Raw genomic sequence first — 17,074 nt, 5'->3', positions numbered from 1 at the left:
CCATCCCGCTACTCCTTGGAACAGGCCCGCGTCCCTCTTGGACCACGCCGGGCTGCGGGTGCGCTCGAACGGTCCGTCGCCCGGAAGTGGCTGAGAACCGAGTACCACGTCAAGGGCCGTACAGCTGCGGACATCTCACGTGATCTCGGCACCCGAGGCAGGCATCGTTGCCGAACAGGGCGTCATAAACCTTCACGGAGGTGCTTCAGACTCCCGTCGACACCGGCCTCTCGAAGAACGTCTCCAGGGCCACCGTCGCCTGAGTGCCGCTGACGCCTTCGATCTCGTACAACCTCCTCAGTACGTCCTGGAGTTGCTCGGTCGTCCCGGTCCTGACCTTGACCAGAACCGATGCGCTGCCCGCGATGATGTGGGCCTCCTGCAGCTCGGGGATCGCGGCGAAGCGCTTGCCGGAGTCGCCCATCCAGGCCGACGAGTCGACCATGACAAAGGCCAACACCCCACCGCCGACGGCGGCGGGGTCCACCTCGATCGTCGTGCGGCGGATCACCCCCGACTCGCGCAGCTTGCGCGCCCGCTCATGGGCCGCGCCCGCGGAGAGCCCGACGGCCTTGCCCAGGACGGCGTACGCCTGCGTGGCGTCCTCCTGCAGCAGGTTCAGCAACTTCCGGTCCACATCATCCATGACGCCCTACTCCAAACCAGCTACACCCAATGACTTCACCCACCATATGACATCCTGCGATACTCACCTTCAGCAAGATGCTGTTCAACACTTGAAACGCAGGACGACTGAAGGAGAACGAACATGGCCACCGGCCGCCCCGCGCTGTACGAAGTGCTCGACGAAAGGTTCCGTACGGAGAAGTGCACCGCGGGTGATGAGCAACTGGAGACGCTCCACGTGGGCTCCCGCTGGGCGGAGGGGCCGCTGTACATACCGGCCTGGCGCCAGCTGATCTGGAGTGACATCCCGAACGACCGGATGTTGCGCTGGGACGAGACGACCGGGGCGGTCAGCGTCTTCCGCTCGCCCGCGGGGCACTCCAACGGCAACACCTTGGACCGGGAGGGCCGTCTGATCACGTGTGAGCAGGGCAACCGCCGTGTCACCCGCACCGAACACGACGGCTCGGTCACCGTGCTCGCCGACCGCTATCGGGGCAGGCGGCTCAACAGCCCGAACGACGCGGCTGTGAAGTCCGATGGCTCGATCTGGTTCTCGGATCCGGACTTCGGGATCACCAGCGACTACGAGGGCCACCGCGCCGAGAGCGAGATCGGCGCCAACAACGTCTACCGAATCGCCCCGAACACCGGCGAGGTGCAGCTCGCGGCCGACGGCTTCGGCGCCCCCAACGGCCTTGTCTTCTCAGCCGACGAGAGCGAGCTGTACGTTTCCGACACCCGGGCCAACCGGATCCGTGTCTTCGAGGTACGCGCGGACGGCACCCTCTCCGAGGGCAAGGTTTTCGCCGAAGGGACCAAGGAGGGCCGCTTCGACAACATCCGCTTCGACGACCGGGGCCACCTCTGGGTCGCGGCCATGGACGACGGAGTGCACTGCTACGCCCTGGACGGGACCCTGCTCGGCCGCATCCTGGTGCCCAACACGGTCTCCAATATCCGCTTCGGTGGCCCAAAGCGGAACCGTCTCTTCATCACGGCGAACGACACGCTCTATTCGCTGGTCATGGGGGTCACGGCGGCACCACGGACGGCTTGAACCCTCACCCCCGCCCCTTCCCGAAGGGAGCACTGTAAGGAGCAGCGCGTAGGGGGGCAGGACGGGCCACAAGGTGTCCGTTGTCGAAATCGGGACCCGGCAGCGGAGAGAGATGCGGCAATGTGCGCGAGAGGGACACCTTCGCCCTGCCGGCCTCGACTTCGAGTCCGGCGTCGAGGCAGCGGCTTGGCACTGCCCCCCATTACCTTCTTGGTGGCCCCGCAATGGGCGCGACCTCGGCGCAGTGATCGGGTTCTCGGTCCCAGCCGTTTCAGTACGGGTGCTTGTCGGGCTTGTTCGCCCATGCCTCGTAGGAAGTGGCCCCCAGCTCGGGAAGGAGCTGTTCGAGAGTGATGCTCCGACGGTCCGGGGGTTTCTCGAAGTCGTCGTACTGAAAGACGTCGTCGAAGCCGATCTCCTGAGTCGCCTTCCAGTCGCAGCTGTAGTAGACGGTGCCGATCCGGGACCAGTAGATGGCACTCATGCACATCGGACACGGAGCGCCACTGGTGTAGATCGTGCACCCCTGCAGCATACGAGCGCGTTCTGGAACGATATCGGGGGAACCCTCGGGGCGAGGCACCAGCTTCAGGGTGTACGCGTCCTGGTACCCCTCCGAGATGGTGGGCGCCTCCGGATTGAGCACCTGAACAGCCTTGCGGATGGCTTCCACTTCACCGTGCGCGGTCGGGTCAGCCGTGAGAAGTACACGGTTCTGCCCGCGAGCGATGATCTCGCCGTCATGGGTGATCACCGCACCGAACGGCCCGCCCCAGCCCTTTTCGACAGACTCGGTTGCCAGCCGGACCGCTTCGGCCATGAACTCCCTGTGTCCCATCTCAGGATCCTCCCGCTCGCCAAGGCGGTAAATCTCTATACCATTTGTCCTATAAGTCCCTTTCGAACTAGACTACTCGGCATGAGTACCCGTGCAAGCCGCGGATCCAGCGGCAGCGCGACGGTCGTGATTTCCCAGAAAGTCCGGGTGGGACGGAACGACGACTACAAGCGCTGGCAGGAGAAGACCAATGAGGTTGTGCGGGGCTTCGACGGTTTCCAGGGAACGGAGTTGTACCCGCCGGCCTCCGACGAGGACAACGAGTGGGTCGTGGTATTCCGCTTCTCCGGTCTCGATCAGCTGACTGCGTGGCTGGAGTCGAATGCGCGTCGACAACTCCTGGAGGAGGGCCGCCCACTCTTCGATGGACCCCCCACACAAGAGGTGCTTTCCGGCGGTACACCGGCCGAGGACGTCGTCACGGCGGTCATCTCACACGAGGTGCGGCCGGGGCGCGAGGGGGACTTCCTGCGCTGGCAGGACAAGGTCTTCAAGGAACAGGGGCGACACCCTGGTTTCATGGGGTCGGAGCTGTTCAAGCCGGTGAAGGGAATTCAGGACCGTTGGGTGGTCGCCTTCCGCTTCGACACTCGCGCACATCTCGAGGAATGGCTCAACTCCGAGGCCCGCGACAAGCTTCTGTCGGAAGGGCGCGACTACTTCGGTTCCTACGACGTACGCAAGATCGGGTCGGCGTTCAGCGGCTGGTTCCGCTTCGGCCAGGGAACGGAGGAAGGGGTTCCGCCCAACTGGAAGCAGGCCATGTCCGTGGTACTGGCCCTGTATCCCACGGTGACGATCCTGAACCTGACGGTCGGCGGCTGGCTCAGTCGTCTGGGAATGGCCGGGTATCTCGCTCTGTTCATCAGCAACGTACTGAGTGTCAGCGTGCTGACCTGGTTGCTGATGCCGCTGGTCAATCGAGTTTTCGCCTTCTGGCTGCTGCCGAGCCGAGCCCGATCCGTCGGTGTCCACGTGGCAGGCGCCGTGCTCGTTGCGGCGTGCTGCGCAGTGCTCATCACGGTCTTCGGCCTGACCACGAGTTAGGAAGCCCAACGCGGAACGCAGAGCATGAATGATGCCGACCGCCTCGTGTCGATGCTGGCTCCCAAGGGAGCAATCTCCGGACCGCGGGCTTTCGGGGGCGGCTTGTGGACTGGGATTTTCTCCTCTTGCGTGTGTGCGGTACTCCGCTCAGATCTCCAGGTTCATCCGCGGCCGTCGCTTGTGCACGTCCGGTAGTGCGTGATGCGCGGACGAATGCGATCCGTCGAGAGGACCGTCGTCCGGCGAGGCGACGCCGACTTCGGCGTGGTCCTGGCAAGCATGGTGCGGAACGAACTCAAGCCCGAGCGAGTGATCGTCCGGGCCGCCTCAGGACACGAAGTCTCCGAAGCTCTCGGGCCGGCCCGTTCCCGCGGACTCCGCATTGCGGTACGGGCGGACCGGCACAGCCGGCGCTGGGTGTAGCCGATGCTGCGCGGCCGGCTCGACGGGAACGGTTCGGGGGCCGGCCGGAGATATCGTTCCGGCTCACCGTCCGGTGCAGCGCGACTCTGCCTGATCGCCCGTTCCCCATCCCGGCCGTCGGTCCCGGCTCGTCGGTACCGGCCATCGGAACCGACGGTCATATGAAGTTCAGCGCAGCCGCCCCGCCCAGTCCCCCGAGCACCATGAACACCGGCATCAGTACCTTCAGCTCCACCCAGCTGCCGGCCCGGAACCGCATGCCCTTCGGCGGCCCGATCGGGTACCAGCGCTTGCGGCCCAGGGGAATGGGCCACAGGATCGGGCAGCCGGAGACGGTCAGCGCGTCGCCGATGTCGTGGACGAGCGCGCCGAGCACGATCGGCAGCCCCAGCCACAGGTACTCCTGTCCGGGGGCGCTGAACAGCCAGTCCGAGCCATTGCCCGGCTTGTCCAGGACGTCGGCCAGTATCCAGGCGCTCGTCGCGCCGAGCAGCCACACCAGGACGTCGCTGGACATCCGGGCGGCCCGCCACAGCAGTCCTTCGACGGCGAGCACCAGGTGGACGAAGAGGATCGCCAGGACCGCCCACCGGCCGCCGGTGATCGCCGCGGCGGAGGCCCCGGCACCGATCAGGACGGCCCAGAGCCAGGTGTGCGTCAGGGTCCGGTGGCCGCCGTTGCGGTGCGAGTCGCCGCGCATCTTGGTCGCCTTGTAGACGGCGTGCGAGAGCTTGTCGACGATCTCGCAGAGCCCCCGGGAGACCGGACCGAAGGCCCGCGAGATGGTCGCGGACTTGTGGTCGAGGTCCGGGGCGAGCGCGGCTCCGGCGGTGATCAGCGCGCCGACGACCAGGACGGGCCACGGCATCGCGTGGCCGGCGGCCGCCGCCGCCGCGCCCACCCCCAGCCAGGCCGCTGCCCCTGACAGAGAGTGTGCCGGTCCCATCATGGTTCTTCCCGCCCCCAAAGTCGTCCTGCTGCCACTGCCGCCCAGGCACGGCCGAGTTGAGTGGGCAGCGTATCGCCCGTGATCTTCATACGGTCGTCCGGTTCCCTCATCCGGGCGGAAGGCAGGCAAGATGGGGGCGTGACCCTTATCGATCAGCTGCCCCCGACCGACGACCCCGACGCCCTCTTCGAGGCTTTCTCGTCATGGACCGAGACGCGGGGCATCACCCTCTATCCGGCCCAGGAGGAGGCGCTGATCGAGGTGGTCTCGGGCGCGAATGTGATCCTTTCCACCCCGACCGGCTCCGGAAAGAGCCTGGTCGCGGCAGCTGCGCACTTCACGGCGCTGGCCCAGGACAAGGTCACCTTCTACACCGCGCCGATCAAGGCACTGGTCTCGGAGAAGTTCTTCGACCTGTGCAAGCTGTTCGGCACGGAGAACGTCGGCATGCTCACCGGCGACGCCTCCGTGAACGCGGACGCCCCGGTGATCTGCTGCACGGCCGAGGTCCTGGCGTCCATCGCGCTGCGTGACGGGAAGTACGCCGACATCGGCCAGGTCGTGATGGACGAGTTCCACTTCTACGCCGAGCCGGACCGCGGCTGGGCCTGGCAGATCCCGCTCCTGGAGCTGCCGCAGGCCCAGTTCGTCCTGATGTCGGCCACGCTCGGTGACGTCAGGATGTTCGAGGAGGACCTGACCCGCCGCACCGGCCGCCCCACGTCCGTGGTGCGCTCCGCGACCCGGCCGGTTCCGCTCAGTTACGAGTACCGGCTGACCCCGATCACCGAGACCCTCACGGAGCTCCTGGAGACCAGGCAGTCGCCGGTGTACATCGTGCACTTCACCCAGGCCGCGGCCGTCGAGCGGGCGCAGTCGCTGATGAGCATCAACATGTGCACCAAGGAGGAGAAGGAGAAGATCGCCGATCTGATCGGCAACTTCCGCTTCACCACGAAGTTCGGCCAGAACCTCTCCCGCTATGTGCGCCATGGCATCGGCGTGCATCACGCGGGCATGCTCCCGAAGTACCGGCGGCTGGTGGAGAAGCTCGCCCAGGCGGGTCTGCTGAAGGTGATCTGCGGTACGGACACCCTCGGCGTCGGCGTCAACGTACCGATCCGCACCGTACTGTTCACGGCGCTCACCAAGTACGACGGCACCCGCGTCCGTACGTTGCGCGCCCGTGAGTTCCACCAGATCGCCGGCCGCGCGGGCCGGGCCGGCTTCGACACGGCGGGGTTCGTCGTCGCGCAGGCGCCCGAGCACGTCATCGAGAACGAGAAGGCCGTCAAGAAGGCGGGCGACGACCCGAAGAAGAAGCGCAAGGTGGTCCGCAAGAAGGCCCCCGAGGGCTTTGTCGCCTGGTCGGAGACCACCTTCGACAAGCTGATCCAGTCCGATCCGGAGCCGCTGACCTCCCGCTTCCGGGTCACGCACACGATGTTGCTGTCCGTGATCGCGCGTCCGGGCAACGCCTTCGAGGCGATGCGGCATCTGCTGGAGGACAGCCACGAGCCGCGCAGGGCACAGCTGCGGCACATCCGCCGGGCCATCGCCATCTACCGCTCGCTGCTGGACGGCGGTGTCGTGGAGCAGCTCGACAAGCCGGACGCGGAGGGCCGTATCGTCCGGCTCACCGTCGATCTCCAGCAGGACTTCGCGCTCAACCAGCCGCTGTCCACCTTCGCGTTGGCCGCGTTCGACCTGCTGGACGGCGAGTCGCCTTCGTACGCGCTGGACATGGTCTCCGTCGTCGAGTCGACGCTCGACGACCCGCGGCAGATCCTGGCCGCCCAGCAGAACAAGGCGCGTGGCGAAGCGGTCGGGCAGATGAAGGCGGACGGTATCGAGTACGAGGAGCGGATGGAGCTGCTCCAGGACGTCACGTATCCGAAGCCGCTGAGCGAGCTGTTGTGGCACGCGTACGACGTGTACCGCAGGAGCCACCCGTGGGTGGGCGACCACCCGGTGTCGCCGAAGTCCGTGATCCGCGACATGTACGAACGCGCCATGACGTTCACTGAGTTCACCTCGAACTACGAGCTGGCCCGTACCGAGGGCATCGTGCTGCGCTATCTGGCGAGCGCGTACAAGGCTCTTGAGCACACCATCCCGGACGACATCAAGTCCGAGGACCTTCAGGACCTGATCGCCTGGCTCGGCGAGATGGTCCGCCAGGTGGACTCCAGTCTCCTCGACGAGTGGGAGCAGCTCGCCAACCCGGAGGTGGAGACCGCCGAGGAGGCGCAGGAGCGGGCCGACGAGGTGAAGCCGGTCACGGCCAACGCCCGGGCCTTTCGGGTGCTGGTCCGCAACGCGTTGTTCCGGCGGGTGGAGCTGGCGGCGCTGGACAAGGTCCACGAGCTCGGTGAGCTGGACGGCGACGCGGGCTGGGACGAGGACGCGTGGGGCGACGCCATGGACGCCTACTGGGACGAGTACGACGATCTGGGCACCGGTCCGGACGCCCGCGGGCCGAAGCTCCTGAAGATCGACGAGGACGCCACGCACGGTCTGTGGCGGGTGCGGCAGACCTTCGCCGACCCGAACGGCGACCACGACTGGGGCATCAGCGCGGAGATCGACCTCGCGGCCTCCGACGAAGAGGGCCGGGCGGTCGTCAGGGTCACCTCGGTCGGCCAGCTGTGACCGCGCTCATGCACACGGCACCCCTGCGAGAGTGGAGACGAACCGCATGACGAACCCTGCCGAGCGCCTGGTCGATCTGCTCGATCTGGAGCGGATCGAGGTCAACATCTTCCGTGGGCGCAGCCCCCAGGAGTCCCTGCAGCGGGTCTTCGGCGGGCAGGTCGCCGGACAGGCCCTGGTAGCGGCCGGCCGTACCACCGACGGGGACCGGCCGGTCCATTCGCTGCACGCCTACTTCCTGCGCCCGGGGCGTCCGGGTGTGCCGATCGTCTACGACGTCGAGCGCATCCGCGACGGCCGGTCGTTCACCACCCGCCGGGTCACGGCCGTCCAGCAGGGCCGGACGATCTTCAATCTGACGGCGTCGTTCCACCGGCCGGAGGAGGCGGGCTTCGAGCACCAGCTGCCGCCCGCCCGTGAGGTCCCCGATCCCGAGGAGCTGCCGACCGTCGCCGAGGAGGTGCGCGAGCACCTGGGGGTGCTTCCGGAGGCGCTGGAGCGGATGGCCCGGCGGCAGCCGTTCGACATCAGGTATGCAGACCGGTTGCGCTGGACGCGGGAGGAGGTCAGGGGCGCGGACCCCCGCAGCGCGGTCTGGATGCGCGCGGTCGGCCCGCTGGGCGACGACCCGCTGGTGCACACCTGCGCGCTGACGTACGCCAGCGACATGACGCTGCTCGACGCGGTCCGTATCCCGGTGGAGCCACTGTGGGGCCCGCGCGGTTTCGACATGGCGTCGCTGGACCACGCGATGTGGTTCCACCGGCCGTTCCGGGCGGACGAATGGTTCCTCTACGACCAGGAGTCACCGATCGCCACCGGCGGACGGGGACTGGCGCGCGGCCGGATCTACGACCGCGGGGGAAACCTGTTGGTGTCCGTGGTGCAGGAGGGACTGTTCCGCAGCCTGGGGGCGTAGCCGTGCCCCGGCTCAGACGCCGGGGAGCGGGTCCTGTTCGACCTCGTGGCGGCGGGTGCGGATGTCCGGGGGCGGCGGGTGCAGTTTGGCGTCGCAGGAGGGGCCGAGCCGGTTGCGGCGGGACTCCGTACCGGTGAGTGGCCGACCGCACAAACGGCAGCGCACCACCCGGCGCCGGGCGGACGGGCCCGCCGGACCGTCCTCGGGCAGGGGCTCGGGAAGTCCGGATTCGGGCAGGGGTTCGGCGGAGTCCACGCATCGATCTTCTCAGGGTGCCGCGCGTTTCCCGACCGGTCAGGGGGCGAGGATCCGGGCCTTCTGCGCCTCGAACTCGCTGTCGCTCAGCACTCCTTGGCTCTTGAGGTCCCCGAGCTCCTTGAGCTGGGCGATCTTGTTGCTCATCTCCTCCTCCGGCGCCATGGCGGTGGGAGCGGGAGCCGGCTGGGCCCGGGTGGCGTCCTGCTGTGCCCAGCGGCCTGCCTGCCGCCGGGAGACCCGGTTGGAGACCGAGGTGGCGGTGCCGGCGATCACCGCCGTACGGGCGACGCCACGAAGAAGGCCTGGCATGGTGCATCTCCTTTGACTGACTCTGCGGGAACGGGCGGTCCGGCGGGACCGCGAACGGGTTCGAACCCGGGACTCGCCCGCGTCTTCAGACTCTGGACTCGGCCACGTCGAGCGAGGCCAGGACCTCGTGGATCGGGATCCGCCCGTTGGCGACGAGGCGTCCGCCGGAGCGGCGCAGGGCTGCCGCGAACGGTGCGGCCCACACGTTCTCGTAGATGAGGATTCCGGCAGCGCTGCCGGGTTCGAGGATCGCGCTCGCCTCGTCGATGTCGTCCTGGCCGATCAGGCCCGAGGACACCCCCTCGAACACGGTGAGGTCGGCACCGCCGTCCCCGGTCAGTTCGGAGAGTTCCACGCCGTCGATGGTGCCGTCCCGGTTCTTCCTGACGAAGGTCAGATCCAGGATCCGGATGATGCCCCGGTCGACCAGGTCGACCAGCAGGGGCAGTCCTTCTCCCGTCATCCGGCTTCCTGCCGGAAACTCGACCACCAGGTAGTCGATCGGTCCGGTCTCGTCGCTCTCGCCGCTCACGTCAGCTCCTTCAGACATCTCGACTGCCCCGGTTCCGCCGGAGGCCACGTCCTCCGTCATTGCAGCAGCGGTGCGACCGGAACGCATCTCGGCCACGGACCCGGGAGGCCCGGTCCCTGTTGCGCCATTGTGGCGAGCCGGCTGCGTGTCCCGGCGGCCACTGCTGGTCACATCGCCGTCCCGCTGACTCCCCCGTCCCGGCAGCTGTCGGCCTGACCACCGCCGGAACCCTCCTGGCGCCTTCCCCGGCGGCGGGCGTCAGGTCCACTCCTCCTGCTGCGGACCCGCGCAGAGCGCCCAGAGGATGACGACGTTGATGGCGATGAGCACGATGGACCAGAACGGGTAGAAGGGCAGCCACAGGAAGTTGGCGAGTGCGCCCAGGCCCGCGAGCACGATGCCCACGACGCGTGCCCACGTGGCTCCGCTGATCAGCAGCGCACAGCCCGCGAGGACGATGACGATGCCCAGGATGAGGTGGATCCAGCCCCAGCCCACGAGGCTGAACCGGAACACGTAGTTGTTGGTTGCGACGAACACGTTTGCCCTGGTGACGGCCGCGACCCCCTCGAAGATCGCCATCGCGCCCCCGAAGATCATCAGAATCGCGGCAAAGGTGGTCCACCCGTACCGGAAGGGATGACGCGAAGCCGGGGTGGTGTCACGCGCCACGCTCGGCCCGTTGCTGGCACTGGCCATGTCGGCCTCCTCGGGTAGCAGAGCAACCCGGCGGACCCCAGTGGACTCGCCGGGACTTCGCCGAACCAGCGTGGCACGACAACTCCCGGCCAGCAGAAGAACGACGTCCCGGCCGTGGCTTCCCAGGTTTTCTCACATCAGGGATACCATCCCTGATGTGAGAGATTCTGAACGGGCGGAGCCAGGCTCCGTCGATGCCCGGCTCGCCGCGCGGCTGGGCGAACTGCGTACCGGACGCGGCTGGTCGCTGGACGAACTGTCCCGGCGCAGCGGAGTGAGCCGCTCCACACTGTCCCGGCTGGAGCGGGGCGAGTTGAGCCCGACAGCCGCCCTGCTCGGCACGTTGTGCACGGTCTACGGGCGGACGATGTCGCAGCTGCTGATGGAGGTCGAGGCAGAAGCACCGCAACTGGTGCCCGCCGCACGGCAATCGGTGTGGCGGGACGAGGCGTCGGGCTTCGTACGCCGCTCGGTCTCGCCGCCCCACACCGGCCTGCGCGCGGAGGTCATCGAGGGCACCCTCGACGCGGGGGCCGCCATCGCGTACGAGAGCGCGCCGGTGTCCGGCGTGGAGCAGCATGTCTGGGTGCTGGAGGGGACGGTCGAGATCACCGTCGACGGCACCGTGCACACCGTGCGCAGCGGCGACTGTCTGCGCTTCCTGCTGCGCGGCCCCTCGCGCTTCCACTGTCCGGGGCCGGAGCAGGTCCGCTACGCACTCGTGATCATCCTTCCGTGAAAGCCGTGAAAGCCGTGAAAGGACCTGTCTCATGACCGAGATCGTTACGGTCTCCGGACCCGAACTGGTCACCTATGCCGATGAGTTGGCCGCGCTTCTGGTGGAGACCGTGGACGGCGGATCGTCCGTGGGTTTCCTCGCGCCGCTGGACCGCGCGGCGGCTGCCGACTGGTGGCGGAAGAGGGCCGGCGCCGTCGACGCCGGAGACCTACGGGTCTGGATCGCCCGGGACGCGGAACGGGTGGCCGGGACCATCGGCCTGGTCCGGGCTCCGCTGCCGAACGCCCGCCACCGCGCGGAGATCGCCAAGCTGATGGTCCGTCCGTCGGCCCGCGGCCAGGGGCTCGGGCGGTCGCTGCTGTTCGCCGCCGAGCGTTCGGCCGCCGAGGAGGGGTTCACGCTGCTGGTACTGGACACCGAGAGCGGCAGTCCCGCCGAACGGCTCTACCGTTCGGCGGGCTGGACGGAGTGCGGCTCGATTCCCGACTACGCCGCCGACCCGGCCGGGACGCTGAAACCGACGACGCTCCACTACAAGACGATCGGCGCCGCGCGAGGGCCGTCGGATCGGGCGGCGACCCCGTCCACATCCTCGTAGTCCACGCCGTCGGCGTATCCGTTGATCCCCGCGTTCGGACGCTCGGCCGTTCGAGTTCGTGATGATCGACCAGTGGGCACGACAATGGCGGTGGAAGCCACCCTCACAAGGAGAGCCTCATGACGCTGTACGACATCCCCCTGCGCACGCTCACCGGCGAGCCCGCATCCCTGGCCGACTACCGGGGCCGGGCGGTCCTGTTGGTGAACGTCGCGTCCAAGTGCGGGCTCACCCCGCAGTACGCGGGCCTGGAGCGGCTCCAGAACGCGTACGGGGACCGCGGCTTCACGGTGCTCGGTGTGCCGTGCAATCAGTTCGCCGGTCAGGAGCCGGGGAGCGCGGAGGAGATCCAGACCTTCTGCTCGACGACGTACGGTGTCAGCTTCCCGCTGCTGGAGAAGACCGACGTGAACGGCGAGGGCCGCCACCCGCTCTACGCCGAGCTGACCGCTCTCGCGGACGCGGACGGCGAGGCCGGTGACGTGCAGTGGAACTTCGAGAAGTTCCTCATCTCCCCGGCGGGCGAGCCGGTCGCGCGCCTGCGCCCGCGCACGGAGCCGGAGGCCCCGGAGCTCATCACGGCCATCGAGGCCCAGCTCCCGTCCTGACCCCAACGCCGCCTTCGGCCGCGGTGGCGGGCCGCACATGCCATGCGCCCCGCCACGGCCGGGGTCAGCGGATCGGCATGCCCGAGAGGGTGCGGGCGATCACCAGGCGCTGGATCTCGCTCGTACCCTCGAAGATCGTGTAGATCGCCGCGTCCCGGTGCATCCGCTCCACCGGGTACTCACGGGTGAAGCCGTTGCCGCCGAGGATCTGGACGGCCTGCGCGGTGACCTTCTTCGCCGTCTCGCTCGCGTACAGCTTGGACATGGAGCCCTCGGCCGAGGTGAACGGCTTGCCGGTGGTCGCCATCCAGGAGGCGCGCCAGACCAGCAGCCGGGCCGCGTCGATCTGCGTACGCATGTCGGCGAGCTGGAAGGCGACGCCCTGGTTGTCGATGATCGGCCGGCCGAACTGGGTGCGGGTCTTCGCGTACTCCAGCGCGACCTCGTACGCGGCACGGGCGGTGCCGATCGCCATGGCGCCGACCGCGGGGCGGGAGGCCTCGAAGGTGGCCATCGCCGCGTTCTTCACCCGCTCCCCACCGGACGCGGCGCGCTCGCGGGACCGGGCAAGGCGCTGATCGAGCTTCTCCTTGCCGCCGAGCAGGCAGTGGCCGGGGACGCGGACATCCTCCAGCACGACCTCGGCGGTGTGCGAGGCACGGATGCCGTGCTTCTTGAACTTCTGGCCCTGGGAGAGGCCGGGGGTGTTCGGCGGCACGATGAACGAGGCGTGCCCCTTGGAGCCGAGCTCCGGGTCGACCACGGCGACGACGACATGGACGCCCGCGATGCCGCCGTTGGTCGCCCAGGTCTTGGTGCCGTTCAGCACCCACTCGTCCTTGGCCTGGTCGTACACCGCGCGGGTGCGCATCGAGGCGACGTCGGAACCCGCGTCCGGCTCGGAGGAGCAGAAGGCCGCGACCTTGACGTCGTCGGCGTCGCCGTACATCTGCGGGATCCAGGTGCCGATCTGCTCCTCGGTGCCGTTGGCGAGGACGCCCACGGCCGCCAGGCCCGTACCGACGATCGAGAGGGCTATGCCCGCGTCCCCCCAGAAGAGCTCCTCCATCGCCATCGGGATGCCGAGGCCCGTCGGGTCGAAGAACTGCTGGGCGTAGAAGTCCAGGGAGTAGATGCCGACCTTGGCCGCCTCCTGGATGACGGGCCAGGGCGTTTCCTCACGCTCGTCCCACTCGGAAGCCGCCGGACGGATCACGTCTGCGGCAAAACCGTGAAGCCAGTCACGGACCTGCTTCTGGTCATCGTTGAGTTCGAGCGTGAACTCCGCCATGTTCCCCTCCACGTACTGCCCTGGAAAATTCACTCGTTACTTGCGGTAACCGCAGTCTGTTACCGACAAGTAGCCTCTGTCAACCGCCCAGGTGCCCATCCACACGCCGCGGGGCAGAGTGTTACGTTGCGCAGGCAGGACGCAATGTGCATGGCCAGGGCGGGGAGACGCGACATGGAGACCACACGACAGGCCGAGCGGCAGCGGACAGCGGCGGAGAGCCGCCGCCGCGAGCTGCTCGAAGCCGCCGACCGCGTGGTGCTCAGGGACGGGCCGGGTGCCTCGATGAACGCCATCGCGGCCGAGGCCGGAATCACCAAGCCCATCCTCTACCGGCACTTCGGCGACAAGGGCGGCCTCTACCGCGCCCTCGCCAAACGCCACACCGACGCCCTGCTGATCGCTCTGCGGGCGGCGCTGGACGCACCGGCAGAGCGCCGTCGGCGCGTGGAGTCGACGCTCGACACCTATCTCGCGGCGATCGAGGCCCGCCCGCAGGTCTACCGGTTCCTGATGCACCCGTCCGACGACTCCGCGCCCTCGACGGAGCAGGGTTTCGATGTCGGCCGGCACTCCGCGCCACTGCTGCGCAGGCTCGGCGAGGAACTCGCCCTGGTCATCGCCGAGCGGGTGGACCTGGGCCCCGACAGCGATGCCATGGCCCGCATCTGGGGCCACGGCATCGTCGGCATGATGCATGCCGCTGGCGACTGGTGGCTCGGCGAACGCCCTTGCTCCCGCGAGCAGTTGGTGCGCAGCCTGGCGGATCTGCTGTGGGGCAGGCTGGCCGACGCGGGCGACCGGCCCGGCGGCCCGGGATTCTGAGGCGCGGGCGGTCAGCCGCCCCGCGCCCAGGGCGCCCGGCGGGCCGCGCGCAACGCCCTCGACCGGCGCAGCCCGGTCAGCCGGTCCGTGTAGACCGTACCTTCGAGATGGTCGCACTCGTGCTGCAGACAACGGGCGAAGAAGCCGGTCCCGGTGACCCGTACCGGCTCGCCCTCGACGGTCACGCCCTCGACGACGGCCCGGTCGAAGCGCGGGGTGCCTGCCTCGATGCCGGGGAGCGAGAGGCAGCCCTCCGGGCCGCGTACGGTGATGCCGTCCGCTTCGACCAGCTTCGGGTTGACGAGATGTCCGAGGTGCCGGACATCCTCGTCGTCCGGACAGTCGTAGACGAACACCCGCAGCGGAACGCCGACCTGATTGGCCGCGAGCCCGACGCCCTGGGCCGCGTACATGGTGGCGTACATGTCCTCGACGAGGCGGGCGAGCGAGGGGCCGAAGTCCGTGACGGGTTCGCAGGCGCCGTGCAGTACCGGATCACCGAGCAGACTCATGGCACGAATCAGTCCGGAACTACCGGGGATCGGGCGGTTTCGCATGGCGGCAATCGTACGTTCCACGTGACCTCCGCCTTCCCGGCGGTGCCGCGGTGCGGTCGCCGCGCCGGACATCGATAGGCTGGGCGTGGACCGATGCAAGGAGGATCTAGGACGATGGCAGGCAACACGGAGCCGCTGTCGCCGCGGGCCAAGCTGGCCGTGACGGCGGGTAAGGCCGCGGCGGCGGTGTCGCGCGCTGCGGGGCGCGGCAGCGGATCGGTGATCGGCGGCCGGGTGGCACTCAAGCTCGACCCCGACCTGCTGGGGCGGCTGGCGCAGCACCTGGACGTGATCCTCGTGTCAGCGACGAACGGCAAGACGACGACGACCCGGCTGATCGCCGAGGCGCTGCGGGCCGCGGGCCCGGTCGTGTCCAACGCTCTCGGCGCGAACATGCCGGCGGGCATCACCTCGGCACTGGCGGGCGGCTCGGACGCGAAGTACGGCGTCATAGAGGTCGACGAGAAGTACCTCGCCGGGGTCGCGCGCGATACGACGCCCAAGGTGATCGCACTCCTCAACCTCTCCCGCGACCAGCTGGACCGGGCCGCGGAGACCCGGATGCTCGCGGAGAAGTGGCGTGAGGGGCTGTCCGGTTCGAAGGCCGTGATCGTCGCGAACGCCGACGACCCGCTGATCGTCTGGGCGGCGTCCTCCTCCCCCAATGTGGTGTGGGTCGCGGCCGGCCAGGCGTGGAAGGACGACGCCTGGTCCTGCCCGTCCTGCGGCGGCGTGATGCAGCGCCCCGGCGACGACTGGTTCTGCGGCGAGTGCGGTTTCCGCCGCCCCGCGCCGAGCTGGGTGCTGCACGGCGACTACGTCCTGGACCCGCACGGTTCGGCGTGGCCGATCCACCTCCAGCTGCCCGGCCGCGCCAACAAGGCCAACGCCACCAGCTCCGCCGCCGTGGCCGCCGTCTTCGGTGTGCCGCCGCAGGTCGCGCTGGAGCGCATGTACCAGGTGCAGGCCGTCGCGGGCCGCTACGACGTGGTCGGCTTCCTCGGCCGTGAGCTGCGGTTGCTGCTGGCGAAGAACCCCGCGGGCTGGCTGGAGACGTTCTCCCTGATCGACCCGCCGCCCACCCCGGTGATCCTCTCCGTCAACGCCCGGGGCGCGGACGGCACGGACACCTCCTGGCTGTGGGACGTCGACTACACCCAGCTCGCCGGTCACCCGATCTTCGTGCTCGGCGACCGCAAGCTGGACCTCGCGGTCCGTCTCGAAGTGGCCGGTCTCGACTTCCGGGTCTGCGAGAACCTCGACGAGGCCGTGCAGCAGGCCCCGCCCGGCCGCATCGAGGTCATCGCCAACTACACCGCCTTCCAGGACCTGCGCCGTCGTGTCGGCAACTGACCCCGGCCCCGGCCACCTCCGGAGAGGACGAAGCATGAGCAACAACGGTCTGCGTCTGGTCTGGGTCTACCCCGACCTCCTCAGCACCTACGGCGACCAGGGCAACGCGCTCGTGGTGGAGCGCCGGGCCCGGCAGCGCGGTCTCGAGGTGCAGCGCGTCGACGTCCGCAGCGACCAGCCGGTCCCGACGTCCGGCGACATCTATCTGATCGGCGGCGGTGAGGACCGGCCGCAGCGGCTCGCCGCGGAGCGGCTGCGCCGCGACGGCGGGCTCAGCCGGGCCGCGTCCAACGGCGCGATCATCTTCTCGGTCTGCGCCGGGTACCAGATCCTCGGCCATGAGTTCATCAACGACCTCGGTGAGCGCGAGGCCGGTCTCGGGCTGCTCGACGTGGTCTCCACCCGCGGCGAGGGGGCCCGGTGCGTCGGAGACGTACTGGCCGACATCGACCCGCACCTCGGCCTGCCGCCGCTGACCGGTTTCGAGAACCATCAGGGCGTCACCCATCTCGGCCCGACGGCACGGCCGTTCGCCCGGGTGCAGTTCGGCCGGGGCAACGGCACCGGCGACGGCACTGAGGGCGCGTACAACGACACCGTCTTCGGTACGTACATGCACGGCCCCGTCATGGCGCGCAACCCGCTGATCGCGGATCTGCTCCTGAAGCTGGCCCTCGATGTCAACGCCCTGCCGCCGACGGACGACCGCTGGTACGAGGCGCTGCGCGCCGAGCGCATCGCCTCGGCGACCCAGCCCGCCTGATGAGGCACATCCGGCTCAGCTGAGCGG

At 68.8% G+C, this 17,074-nt stretch carries 19 protein-coding genes; 10 read left to right on the top strand and 9 right to left on the bottom strand.

Annotated elements, in window-relative coordinates:
* Positions 1-205: 205 nt before the first annotated feature.
* Complete coding sequence (locus ACFU8Q_RS14660; RefSeq protein ID WP_384452766.1) at positions 206-646, bottom strand: Lrp/AsnC family transcriptional regulator; 441 nt, start codon at positions 644-646, stop codon at positions 206-208.
* A 123-nt stretch (positions 647-769) separates the two neighbouring features.
* On the opposite strand from ACFU8Q_RS14660, the gene ACFU8Q_RS14655 reads away from it, so the two are divergent.
* Positions 770-1,687: an SMP-30/gluconolactonase/LRE family protein gene (locus ACFU8Q_RS14655; protein ID WP_384452763.1), complete on the top strand. Its 918-nt coding sequence runs from the start codon at positions 770-772 to the stop codon at positions 1,685-1,687.
* Positions 1,688-1,958: 271 nt separating this feature from the next.
* On the opposite strand, the gene ACFU8Q_RS14650 is transcribed toward ACFU8Q_RS14655, so the two are convergent.
* On the bottom strand, positions 1,959-2,525 hold the full coding sequence (locus tag ACFU8Q_RS14650) for a nucleoside deaminase (RefSeq protein ID WP_384452760.1): 567 nt from the start codon (positions 2,523-2,525) through the stop codon (positions 1,959-1,961).
* On the opposite strand from ACFU8Q_RS14650, the gene ACFU8Q_RS14645 reads away from it, so the two are divergent.
* On the top strand, positions 2,517-3,572 hold the full coding sequence (locus ACFU8Q_RS14645) for an antibiotic biosynthesis monooxygenase (protein WP_384452757.1): 1,056 nt from the start codon (positions 2,517-2,519) through the stop codon (positions 3,570-3,572). The two genes, ACFU8Q_RS14650 and ACFU8Q_RS14645, sit on opposite strands and share 9 nt — an antisense overlap.
* Before the next feature lie 580 nt (positions 3,573-4,152).
* Here the strand turns inward: ACFU8Q_RS14645 and ACFU8Q_RS14640 are convergent.
* Positions 4,153-4,944: a metal-dependent hydrolase gene (locus ACFU8Q_RS14640; RefSeq protein ID WP_384452754.1), complete on the bottom strand. Its 792-nt coding sequence runs from the start codon at positions 4,942-4,944 to the stop codon at positions 4,153-4,155.
* A gap of 138 nt (positions 4,945-5,082) precedes the next feature.
* Here ACFU8Q_RS14640 and ACFU8Q_RS14635 point away from each other — a divergent pair, with 138 nt between their 5' ends.
* Both ACFU8Q_RS14635 and ACFU8Q_RS14630 read left to right on the top strand, forming a co-directional pair.
* Positions 5,083-7,596, top strand: a complete 2,514-nt coding sequence (locus ACFU8Q_RS14635; RefSeq protein ID WP_384452751.1) for a DEAD/DEAH box helicase — start codon at positions 5,083-5,085, stop codon at positions 7,594-7,596.
* A 46-nt stretch (positions 7,597-7,642) separates the two neighbouring features.
* Positions 7,643-8,515, top strand: a complete 873-nt coding sequence (locus ACFU8Q_RS14630) for an acyl-CoA thioesterase (protein ID WP_384452748.1) — start codon at positions 7,643-7,645, stop codon at positions 8,513-8,515.
* Positions 8,516-8,527: 12 nt separating this feature from the next.
* On the opposite strand, the gene ACFU8Q_RS14625 is transcribed toward ACFU8Q_RS14630, so the two are convergent.
* The 4 genes from ACFU8Q_RS14625 to ACFU8Q_RS14610 form a co-directional block, all read right to left on the bottom strand.
* A complete protein-coding gene (locus ACFU8Q_RS14625; RefSeq protein WP_384452746.1) occupies positions 8,528-8,770 on the bottom strand; it encodes a DUF6011 domain-containing protein in 243 nt (80 codons plus the stop codon).
* A gap of 39 nt (positions 8,771-8,809) precedes the next feature.
* Positions 8,810-9,082 carry an SHOCT domain-containing protein gene (locus ACFU8Q_RS14620; protein ID WP_384452743.1) on the bottom strand — a complete coding sequence of 91 codons (273 nt, stop codon included), beginning with the start codon at positions 9,080-9,082 and terminating at the stop codon, positions 8,810-8,812.
* Positions 9,083-9,167: 85 nt separating this feature from the next.
* Complete coding sequence (locus tag ACFU8Q_RS14615) at positions 9,168-9,614, bottom strand: DUF6325 family protein (RefSeq protein ID WP_384452740.1); 447 nt, start codon at positions 9,612-9,614, stop codon at positions 9,168-9,170.
* 258 nt (positions 9,615-9,872) lie between these two features.
* Positions 9,873-10,313 (bottom strand): hypothetical protein, encoded by a 441-nt coding sequence (locus ACFU8Q_RS14610; RefSeq protein WP_384452737.1) that lies wholly within the window; start codon positions 10,311-10,313, stop codon positions 9,873-9,875.
* Between the two features lie 157 nt (positions 10,314-10,470).
* Between ACFU8Q_RS14610 and ACFU8Q_RS14605 the strand changes: the two genes are divergently transcribed.
* From ACFU8Q_RS14605 to ACFU8Q_RS14595, 3 genes are all read left to right on the top strand, one after another.
* Positions 10,471-11,052, top strand: a complete 582-nt coding sequence (locus ACFU8Q_RS14605) for a helix-turn-helix domain-containing protein (protein WP_384452735.1) — start codon at positions 10,471-10,473, stop codon at positions 11,050-11,052.
* Between the two features lie 31 nt (positions 11,053-11,083).
* A complete protein-coding gene (locus tag ACFU8Q_RS14600; protein WP_384452732.1) occupies positions 11,084-11,650 on the top strand; it encodes a GNAT family N-acetyltransferase in 567 nt (188 codons plus the stop codon).
* Between the two features lie 119 nt (positions 11,651-11,769).
* On the top strand, positions 11,770-12,258 hold the full coding sequence (locus ACFU8Q_RS14595) for a glutathione peroxidase (protein ID WP_384452729.1): 489 nt from the start codon (positions 11,770-11,772) through the stop codon (positions 12,256-12,258).
* 64 nt (positions 12,259-12,322) lie between these two features.
* Here ACFU8Q_RS14595 and ACFU8Q_RS14590 read toward each other — a convergent pair whose 3' ends face one another.
* The gene (locus ACFU8Q_RS14590; protein ID WP_384452726.1) at positions 12,323-13,549 is read right to left on the bottom strand and encodes an acyl-CoA dehydrogenase family protein; all 1,227 of its coding nucleotides are present in this window, start codon (positions 13,547-13,549) and stop codon (positions 12,323-12,325) included.
* Positions 13,550-13,723: 174 nt separating this feature from the next.
* Between ACFU8Q_RS14590 and ACFU8Q_RS14585 the strand changes: the two genes are divergently transcribed.
* The gene (locus ACFU8Q_RS14585) at positions 13,724-14,374 is read left to right on the top strand and encodes a TetR family transcriptional regulator (RefSeq protein ID WP_383068636.1); all 651 of its coding nucleotides are present in this window, start codon (positions 13,724-13,726) and stop codon (positions 14,372-14,374) included.
* 11 nt (positions 14,375-14,385) lie between these two features.
* Here ACFU8Q_RS14585 and def read toward each other — a convergent pair whose 3' ends face one another.
* The gene (gene def / locus ACFU8Q_RS14580) at positions 14,386-14,931 is read right to left on the bottom strand and encodes a peptide deformylase (protein ID WP_384452722.1); all 546 of its coding nucleotides are present in this window, start codon (positions 14,929-14,931) and stop codon (positions 14,386-14,388) included.
* Positions 14,932-15,045: 114 nt separating this feature from the next.
* On the opposite strand from def, the gene ACFU8Q_RS14575 reads away from it, so the two are divergent.
* The gene (locus tag ACFU8Q_RS14575) at positions 15,046-16,284 is read left to right on the top strand and encodes a MurT ligase domain-containing protein (protein ID WP_351084807.1); all 1,239 of its coding nucleotides are present in this window, start codon (positions 15,046-15,048) and stop codon (positions 16,282-16,284) included.
* A gap of 34 nt (positions 16,285-16,318) precedes the next feature.
* Positions 16,319-17,047: a type 1 glutamine amidotransferase gene (locus ACFU8Q_RS14570; RefSeq protein WP_384452719.1), complete on the top strand. Its 729-nt coding sequence runs from the start codon at positions 16,319-16,321 to the stop codon at positions 17,045-17,047.
* The last annotated feature ends 27 nt before the right edge of the window (positions 17,048-17,074 follow it).

Origin of the sequence: Streptomyces sp. NPDC057543 (assembly GCF_042801895.1) — a bacterium.
GTDB lineage: Bacteria > Actinomycetota > Actinomycetes > Streptomycetales > Streptomycetaceae > Streptomyces.
Note: the sequence above shows the minus strand (reverse complement) of the source record. Positions and strands in the feature narration are given on the sequence as shown.